Below are 8,912 nucleotides of genomic sequence, written 5' to 3'. Positions count from 1 at the left end.
CCCGCAGGGCCGTCCCCGGCACCCGCACGACGCACCACCCGTACCCGGACGTGAGGCACACATGGCAGACATGGCAGACACCGCAGACAGCGCAGGCACGCTCGGCGGCGGCAGCGCCGCCCCGGCGCGGCTCGTGGTCGGCATCACGGGAGCGACCGGCGCCGTGCTCGGCGTACGGCTGCTGGAGCGGCTGCGCGCGCACGGCGGCGTGGAGACCCACCTGGTGATCAGCCGATGGGCGCGCAGCACCATCGAGTGGGAGACCGCGATGAGCGTGCGCGAGGTCGGCGCGCTCGCCGATGTGGTGCACAGCCCGGAGGACCAGGGCGCGGCGATCTCCTCCGGTTCGTTCCGTGTGGACGGCATGGTGATCGCCCCGTGCAGCATGAAGTCGCTGGCCGCGATCCGCATGGGCTACGCCGACGGCCTGATCGCCCGCGCCGCCGACGTCACCCTCAAGGAGCGCCGCAAGCTGGTGCTGGTGCCGCGGGAGGCACCGCTGAGCGAGATCCATCTGGACAACATGCTCACGCTGGCCCGGATGGGCGCGGTGATGCTGCCGCCGGTGCCCGCCTTCTACCAGCACCCGGCCACGGTCGAGGACATCGTGGACCACACCGTGACCCGGGTGCTCGACCAGTTCGGCATCGACACGCCCAAGGCGTACCGCTGGAACGGGATGTACGCGGCGCGGCGGCAGGCCCGCGACGCGGAGGAGCACCGCGCGGCCGCGGTGCCCGCCCCCGGCCTCACCTGACCACCGTCACCACTGCTGTCCTCCCCGCCCCGCCGTGCACGGTTCCGTCCCGCCCCGCCTCCACCCCACCGACAAAGGATGAGCACCCGCCCATGAAGCACCTCACCAGCCTCCGCGCCTACCTGGAAGCCCTGGCCGAACTCGACGACCTGCGCGTGATCGACGACGAGGTGGACCCCGTACTGGAGATCGGCGCGATCGCCCGCTACGCCACCGAGCACCGGGCCCCGGCCCAGCTGCTCTCCCGCATCCGCGGCTGCCGGCCCGGCTTCCGGGTCCTCACCGCGCCCGCCGCTCTGAGCAGCCGCCCGGGAGCGCCCTACGCACGGCTCGCGCTGGCCCTGGGCCTCGACCCGGACACGTCACCGCGGAAGCTGATGGACGGTCTGGTCGCCACGCAGTCGGCACCTCCCGTACCGCCCGTCGTACGGGACTCCGGCCCGTGCCAGGAGAACGTCCTGCTCGGCTCCGACATCGACCTGACCCGGCTGCCGTTCCCGCTGCTCCACCAGGGCGACGGCGGCCGGTACGCCAACACCGTCGGCACGTTCGTGCTGCGCAGTCCGGACCGCAAGTGGACCAACTGGGGCATCGCGCGCGCCATGCTGCACGACGCGCGCCGCATCGTCGCCTTCACCGGCTCGCCGCAGCACATCGGCGTCATCGACGACATGTGGCGGGCGCGCGGCGAGCGGACGCCCTTCGCGCTGGTCCTGGGCGCCGAGCCGGCCGTCCCGCTGGTGTCGACCATGTCCCTGCCCGAGCACGTCGACGAAGTCGCCTACCTGGGCGCCTACTTCGGCGAGCCGATCGAGGTCGTACGGTGCAAGACCGTCGACCTCGAAGTGCCCGCCACCGCCGAGATCGTCATCGAGGGATACATCGACCACGACGAACTCCTGCCGGAGGGCCCGATGGGGGAGTTCGCGGGCTACGTCCCCGAGGGGAGCTGGTCACTGCCCGCCTACCACGTCACCGCGGTCACCCACCGCGACGACCCCGTCATGCCGGTGGTGTGCGCGGGCAAGCCGGTGGACGAGGACCACACCCTGATCGGTCTGACCCACTCGGCCCGCTGGACCCACTACCTGCGCGAGGCCGGCATCCCGGTGGCCGCCGCCTGGATGATCCCGGAGACCGCCGTGCACGTGCTGGCCGTCACCGTCGACCCGGACTGGCGCGAGCGGACGTCGTTCACGTCGTCGCAGGAGCTGTGCCGGGCGGTCGGCGAGGCCGTCGACGCCTTCCCGCACGGCGGCTGGTGGGTCACCCGGATCATGGTCCTGGACAGCGACATCGACCCGACGGACGTCCGTGACGTGCTGTGGGGCTTCGCGACCCGCTCGCACCCCACCGACGGCATCCACGTACTGCCGGACACCGCGATCATGCACCTGATGGTCTGCTACCACGAGAAGGAACGGGCCACCGGCACCGGCCCGACCGTCGTCTTCGACTGCGTCCGCGAGGACGAACTGAACAGCACGGCCTTCGCCGACAACTACCCGGCCGACGTGCAGCGCCGCACCTTCGAACTCCTGGCGGGCGCCCGGCCGCTGTGAGCCCCCGGCGGGCGGACACCGGCCGGCCGCCCGCGCCACCGCGCGCCCGGGGCGCCTACCGCTCCCCGGGCGCCGGGCCCGGCCGCTCCGTACCGCTGCCGGTTCCGGCGTCGCCCGCCCCGCCACCGCGGCACCACCCTTCGAGCACGGTCAGCATCCCGTCCGCGGCGAAGAACGCCCCGGGCAGGGCCACCCGCCGCACGACCGAGCAGGACACGTCGCCTTCGTGCCACTGCTCACCGGTCACCCCCGCCGCCATGGCGGTGTATCCGCGCAGCAGTACGGCCAGTTCACCGGCCCGGTTCCACGGCCGGGCGCGCGGGTCCCCGCCCAGCGCGGCCGCCGCGGAGAGGCCGGACAGGGCCGTCAGCACCTCGTGGTCCAGGGAGCGCGGGTAGACCTGCCCGACGCAGCGGGCGACACGCGAGAAGCCGAGGTGCCGCGCGATACGCCGTTCGACACGGTCCAGCGCGGCGCGGTCGCCGCCGAGCAGGTCGAGCATGTCCTGGGCGGTGCCGACCGGGCCCTTGACGCCCCGCAGCGGATACCCCGCGGCCAGTGTCCGCAGCCCCAGGGCAGCCCGGCGCAGGCCGTGCGCGACGGGCGCGGCGCGGCCCCGGCGGTGCAGCAGTTCCGCGACGGCCGTGGCCCGGCCGGACAGGTGCTCCAGCGACAGCCGTATCCGTACCTGCGTGATGTTGTCGGTGATGTCGCAGGACGTCAGGCCCTTGTGGATGTGCTGATGACCGGCGAGCGCGTTGAACTCCTCCACCCGGGCCTTGAGGTCGTGCCGCGTCCGGCGCTCCCGCTCCGTGATGGAGGCCAGATCCACCCGGTCCACCACCCGCGCGTACGCGGCGGTCACACCGGGCGGTACGGACACCCCCTCCGCCGCCTGCGCCCGCAGCACCGCCAGCCACAACTGCCGCTCCAGCACCACCTTGCGTTCGGCCGACCAGAGGTCCACCAGCGCCGGGGAAGCCCAGTCGCGGGCCAGGACGTCGTCCGGCAGGCACCCGCCGAGACCGCCGGCCGGCTCAGCCGCCGGCGCGGGGGAGCGGCGGGGGCAGGAAGCCGCTGGAGCGGAAGAAGGCGAGGTAGCGGTCGAGGAGGGCGGCGTCGGTGGGCGGGCAGCGCAGTCCGCTGTCCCGCAGGCCCCGGTCGGTGTTGGCGCGTCCGAGCCGTGGGAAGACGTCATCGAGGTACATCTCCTTCACGCTGATGTCGGACTTGTTGCTGCGGTCCACACAGAGCGAGACGAACGGGGCCGTGGGGCTGCCGGGGTTTTCCGCGACGTGCCGTACCAGCTCCGCCACCCAGGCGTCGTACGGCAGCGCGCGGATGCCGTAGCCCGCCGCCCGCATCCGGTCCACCATGTCGGCGAGGCGGGCCGGCCGCGGGTTGGTGAGGTGGTAGGCGCGGCCGTCGGCCGGTTCGTGGGTCGCCAGGTGCACCACGGCGGCGGCCACATGGTCGACCGGCACGAAGTCCAGCGGCAGCGGCACGTCCGGCGCCACGCCCGTCTCCGCGATGACGCGGAACAGCGAGCTGATGGCCGTCTCGGTGTTGCAGATCCCGGTGTGCTCCTCGCCGGTGACCTCGTACGGGCGGTGCACCGCCACCGGCAGCCCCGCCTCCGCGGCCTCCGCGAGCAGCCGCTCGGCCACCCACTTGCTCTCCGCGTACCCCATCGACAGATGGTCGGCGTGGGCCGGCCGGGTGTCCTCGTCCACCTCCCGCACCCCGGCGGTGCCGAAGCCCGCCAGCACCGCGACGGTGGACAGGAAGTGCAGCGGGACGCGCCGCCCGGCGGCCAGCCGGACCAGTTCCCGGGTGCCGCCGACGTTGGCAGCGCGCAGCGCGGCGTACGGGTGCAGGAAGCTGACGTGCGCCCCGGCGTGCAGGATCAGGTCGGCGGTCTCGCCCAGCCGCCCGAACCGCTCTTCCGACAGCCCCAGGCGCGGGACGGTCAGATCGGCCGGGAAGCAGGTCAGACGCTGCTCGTACGGGGACAGGTCCAGGCCGTACCGGGCGGCGTTGGAACACACCCGGCGCCGCGCGTGCGCCGCGTCCCGGGCCCGTACGGGGCACAGCAGCTCGGCACCGGTGACCCGGGCGAGCCGGTCGAGCAGGAACGCGCCTATGTAGCCGGTGGCGCCGGTGACCAGGACGCGCGCCGGGTCACGCGGGCGGGGGACGGGGCCCTGCACCGGCGGAAACCGCAGCCCGAGACGCGCCTCCCGCAGGAAGTCCGCCTCCGAAGCGGGCGCGGAGCCGGTCCGGCGGCCGGCCCGGCTGTCCCGCAGCGCCCGGTCCACCGCCGTCGCGTACGCGCCGAGTGTCGGTGCCCGCAGCAGGCTGCGTACGAGACAGGTGCCGTGTGCCGCGTCCATGTGCAGCGCGGTCATGGTCCTGGTGGTCACCTCGGCGACGAGCAGCGAGTCGCCGCCGAGGGCGAAGAAGTCGTCGTCGGGGGCGGGCCGGACGCGCAGGACGTGCTCCCAGACGCCGGCGAGCACGGTCAGCAGGCCGGAGCCGCCCCCGGCCGTGTCGCCTCCGGCAGCCTCGGAAGCCGGCTCGCCGAGGGGAAGTTGCCCGTTTGCGTTCGTGTCGCCGTTCCCTGTTGCACCCGTTTGCCCGGCAGGCTCCGTCGCCGGGGCGAGCAGGGCGCGCCGGTCGACCTTGCCCGCGCCGGTCACCGGGAAGCGGTCCAGGACGTGGACGAGTGCCGGTACGGCGGGCGCGGGCAGCCAGGAACCCAGGTAGGCACGCACCTGGTCGGCCGGGACCGCCGCGCCGGGGCGGGCCGGCGTCACGAAGGCCACCGGCTGGGCCTGCGCCCCCTCCCCGTCGAGTTCCACGACGGCCTCCCCGACCGCCTCGTGCGCGCGCAGCCGCGCCTCGACCTCGTCCAGTTCCACGCGGAAACCGCGCAGTTTGACCTGCCGGTCACGGCGTCCCCGGTACTCCAGCGTGCCGTCAGGACGCCACCGGGCGCGGTCCCCCGTGCGGTACAGGCGCCCGCCGGGACGGGCACCGAACGGGTCGTCGAGGAAGCGTTCGGCGGTCAGCGCCGGGTCGTTGAGGTACCCGATGGCGATGCCGTCGCCCCCGACCAGCAGCTCGCCCTCCTCGCCCGGGCCGGCGGGAGTGCCGTCGTCGCGGAGCACATGACAGGTCGAGTTGGGAAAGGGACGCCCGATGGGCACGGCGGCCGCGTCGGCGGGCAGGTCCCGTACGACGTACGCGCTGGAAACGACGCTGTTCTCGGTGGGGCCGTAGAAGTTGACCAGGGTGATCCCGGGACAGGCGGACAGCACGCGGCGGCACAGCCGCGGATCGAGCGCCTCGCCGCCCGCCGAGACGAACCGCAGGCTCCGCAGCGCCTCCGGCCGGGTGCGCGCCACATGGTGCAGCACCCCCGCGGTCAGAAAGGCCACCGCCACGTCCTCTTCTTGCAGCAGCCGCTCCAGCGCGCCCACGGACAGCAGTTGCTCCCGCTCGGCGACGACGAGGCAGGCGCCGGACAGCAGCGCCGTCCAGATCTCGATCGTCGAGGCGTCCGAGGAGCAGCTGTACGCGTGCAGCACCCGCTCGCCGGGCGCCGGCGGCGACAGCCAGGGGCCGGAGGCGGCCAGCCGCACGACGCCGCGGTGCGGGACGGCCACCGGCTTCGGGCGGCCGGTCGAGCCGGAGGTGAACATGACGTAGGCGCAGTCCTCCGGGGCGACGGTCACGCCTGGCGGCGCGGGGGCACCGGCCCGCGGGGCGGGGATTCCGGCCGGGACGTCCGCTTCCGGGTCCAGGGCGGCGAGGCGGCCGTCCACACAGGCCCGCAGCCTGCGCACCCGGCTCGTGCTGCCCGGCAGCGCGACGGCCACCCGTACGTCCGCCTCCTCGGCCATGGCACGCAACCGCGCGGGTGGATAGGCGTCGTCCAACGGCACGTACGCCGCACCGCACTTGACGACGGAGAGGAACGCCACCAGCGCCTCGGGGCACCGGCCGCCGAGCACACCGACCGTGCTGCCGGGACGCACCCCGGCGGACAGCAGCCGCCGGGCGAGGGCGTCGGAGTACCGGCTCAGCTCGCCGAAGGTCAGGGTGCGGTCGCCGTGCCGGACGGCGGGCGCCCCGGGGGCGGCCAGCGCCCGCTCCTCGAACAGCTCGTGCAGGCAGCGGTCGCGGGGGTACGGCGTGGCCGTGTCGTTCCAGGTCGCGTGCCGGTCCGGCCGGCCGGGCACCTGGGAGGGTCGCAGCATGGTCAATACCTCGGAACGGTCGGAGTGCCACGGGCGGAGCGTCCGGACGGCCGGGGCGCGCGGTTCCGGGCGGAACCGGGTGGCCCAGGGTCGGCTGACGGGAGTGGGAGAGGGGGCGGAGGCGGCGGTGCGGCACCGCGCGGGCCGCACCCGGACGGTCACGCCGCCGGTGGACCGGTCGGCCTCGTGGCCGGTCCGCACCGGGCCGGACGCCCGGGTCGGCGTGTCCCCGTGCACCCGAAAAAGCGGGTGCACTAGGCAGTTACCCAGCAATCCGCCGCCGCTGTTCACTCTTGCGGATGACGTGGAACGTTCCGGTGAGCAAAGATGAGCCGCGTCGTGAGCGGTGTACCACCCCTCGTACCGCGATGCGCCCCACGGCGGGGGAGGCGCGACCCGGACGAGGGGTTTGCGAACGGTCCCGGATGCGAAGAAATCGTGGCGAACGTGTTCATGTACGGGAGGACGGACCGGCGTCGGCCCCTCGGGAACCGGCCGGCGGCCCCCGGCCCGCCCGCGCTCAGCCGGGCACCGGCACCGCTACGGCAACCGGCTTCGGAACACGCCACGGAACGGGACCCGCACCGATACCGCGGCCGGTCCCGCCGAACCCGCCGCGGCCCCGCACGCCGCCCCCCGCCCCTCGTACCGCTGCCCCTCGTACCGCTCCGTGGAGGCCCCGTATGCCTGATGAGGAGACACCGGCGTCGCCGTGCCCCGGCCCGCCGTCCGTCGGCCGTCCTTCCCGGCCGCCCGACGACACGGACGGGCGGGCACCGTCCCGTGACCCGCGGGCCTTGTGGCCCGCACTCGGCGCGGCACGGGAGGCGCGCCGCTGCGCACTGCTCGCCCCGCTGGCGCGCACGGCAGGACCGCCACCGCACCGGCAGCACATCACCTGGGTGGGAGACCTCCAGCAGGGCGACGGCGGCAAGGGCGCCATGACGGACCGGCTGGCCCCGGCCCACCAGCTCGTCGTCCGGGTGCAGGGCGGGGACAACGCCGGACACACCACGGTCTTCACGAGCGCCGCGAACGAGGTGCGCACCCTCAAGAACCATCTGCTGCCGTCCGGTGTGCGCCATCCCGGCGTGCTCGCCGTCATCGCCAACGGGGTCCTGGTCAACCCGCAGACCCTGGCCGGCGAGATCGCGTCGTCCGCCGCGTACGCACCGGCGCTGCGCCGACGGCTGGTGGTCAGCGACCGGGCCCATCTCGTCCTGCCGCTGCACCGGCTCGTCGACGGCCGGCAGGAGAGCGGCGGCGGACGCTGCTCGGACGTGATCGGCACGACCCGGCGCGGCATCGGCCCGGCCAACGTCAGCAAGGCCAACCGCATCGGCATCCGGGTGCGCGACCTGCGGGACCCGGACCTGCTGCGGCGCCGGATCGAGCAGAACGTGCGCTTCTTCGGCCTGCCGTCCGGCCATGCCGACGCCGACCTGGCCTGGCTGGAGACGTATCGGGATCCGCTGCTGTCCGCGGCGGCGGACACCGTCGCGCTGCTCGGCGAGGCGGCCGAAGCGGGCTACTCGGTCCTGCTGGAAGGGGCGCAGGGACCGGTCCTCGACGTGGAGCACGGCACGTACCCGTACGTGACGACCTCGCCCACCGCCTTCTACTCCGTCACCAGCGGCACCGGCCTGGACGGCTCGCTCGTCGGCCACCGGGTCGGCGTGCTGAAGGCGTACCAGACCATGGTCGGCAACGGCCCGTTCGTCACCGAGGACGCCGGCGGACTCGGTGACCGGCTGCGCCGGACCGGGGAGGAGTTCGGCACCACCACGGGCCGCTCCCGGCGCTGCGGCTGGCTGGACCTCGCGCACGCGCGGTGGGCGGCCGGCCTCAACCGCTACACGAGCGTGGTGGTGACCAAGCTCGACATCCTGGACGGCTTCGACCGTATCGGCGTCTGCGTGGGGTACGTCCTGCCGGACGGCGGGTACGGCGAGTTCGTCCCCGACAACGCCTACCTGGAGCGGTGCCGCCCGCTGTACTGCTGGCTGCCCGGCTGGCGCCGCAGCACGCGCGGCCTGACGCGCCACGACCAGCTCCCGCCCGAAGCCCGCGGCTTCCTGCGGTACGTCGCCGACTTCCTGGGCGTCGAAGTGGCCGCGGCCGGTACCGGACCGGCCGAGCGGGACCTGCTCGTCGACCCCGCCGCCCGCCTGGCCGGCCTGCTGCCGTCGCACGCGGCGGCCGGGCCGCCGCGGGCGGCCCGTGCCGAAGGAGAGACGAGGGCCACTTCATGACACCGGACACCGAACACGGCCATGAGCCCACCGCACGGCCGGACACGCCTCGGCGAGCCGAAGCCGAACCGGCCGGCCA

Annotated in this window: 5 protein-coding genes; 3 read left to right on the top strand and 2 right to left on the bottom strand. The window is 74.5% G+C overall.

Annotated elements, in window-relative coordinates:
• The first annotated feature begins 70 nt into the window (after positions 1-70).
• Both OEIGOIKO_RS03575 and OEIGOIKO_RS03570 read left to right on the top strand, forming a co-directional pair.
• Positions 71-757: a non-oxidative hydroxyarylic acid decarboxylases subunit B gene (locus tag OEIGOIKO_RS03575; RefSeq protein WP_125051763.1), complete on the top strand. Its 687-nt coding sequence runs from the start codon at positions 71-73 to the stop codon at positions 755-757.
• A gap of 92 nt (positions 758-849) precedes the next feature.
• A complete protein-coding gene (locus OEIGOIKO_RS03570) occupies positions 850-2,319 on the top strand; it encodes a UbiD family decarboxylase (RefSeq protein WP_125051761.1) in 1,470 nt (489 codons plus the stop codon).
• A 55-nt stretch (positions 2,320-2,374) separates the two neighbouring features.
• On the opposite strand, the gene OEIGOIKO_RS03565 is transcribed toward OEIGOIKO_RS03570, so the two are convergent.
• The gene (locus OEIGOIKO_RS03565) at positions 2,375-3,286 is read right to left on the bottom strand and encodes a lyase family protein (RefSeq protein ID WP_174857116.1); all 912 of its coding nucleotides are present in this window, start codon (positions 3,284-3,286) and stop codon (positions 2,375-2,377) included.
• Between the two features lie 70 nt (positions 3,287-3,356).
• Positions 3,357-6,581 carry an amino acid adenylation domain-containing protein gene (locus OEIGOIKO_RS03560; RefSeq protein WP_125051759.1) on the bottom strand — a complete coding sequence of 1,075 codons (3,225 nt, stop codon included), beginning with the start codon at positions 6,579-6,581 and terminating at the stop codon, positions 3,357-3,359.
• 683 nt (positions 6,582-7,264) lie between these two features.
• On the opposite strand from OEIGOIKO_RS03560, the gene OEIGOIKO_RS03555 reads away from it, so the two are divergent.
• The gene (locus OEIGOIKO_RS03555) at positions 7,265-8,833 is read left to right on the top strand and encodes an adenylosuccinate synthetase (protein WP_125051757.1); all 1,569 of its coding nucleotides are present in this window, start codon (positions 7,265-7,267) and stop codon (positions 8,831-8,833) included.
• The last annotated feature ends 79 nt before the right edge of the window (positions 8,834-8,912 follow it).

It is taken from the genome of Streptomyces paromomycinus, assembly GCF_003865155.1.
Classification (GTDB): domain Bacteria; phylum Actinomycetota; class Actinomycetes; order Streptomycetales; family Streptomycetaceae; genus Streptomyces; species Streptomyces chrestomyceticus.
The sequence above is the reverse complement of the archived record's forward strand: the minus strand, read 5'-3'. Positions and strand labels throughout refer to the sequence as shown.

Bases quoted from the DNA above. Each gene is read 5' to 3' on its own strand.
- OEIGOIKO_RS03575 (WP_125051763.1), top strand. From the start codon at position 71: ATGGCAGACACCGCAGACAGCGCAGGCACGCTCGGCGGCGGCAGCGCC.
- OEIGOIKO_RS03570 (WP_125051761.1), top strand. From the start codon at position 850: ATGAAGCACCTCACCAGCCTCCGCGCCTACCTGGAAGCCCTGGCCGAA.
- OEIGOIKO_RS03560 (WP_125051759.1), bottom strand. From the start codon at position 6,581: ATGCTGCGACCCTCCCAGGTGCCCGGCCGGCCGGACCGGCACGCGACC.
- OEIGOIKO_RS03555 (WP_125051757.1), top strand. From the start codon at position 7,265: ATGCCTGATGAGGAGACACCGGCGTCGCCGTGCCCCGGCCCGCCGTCC.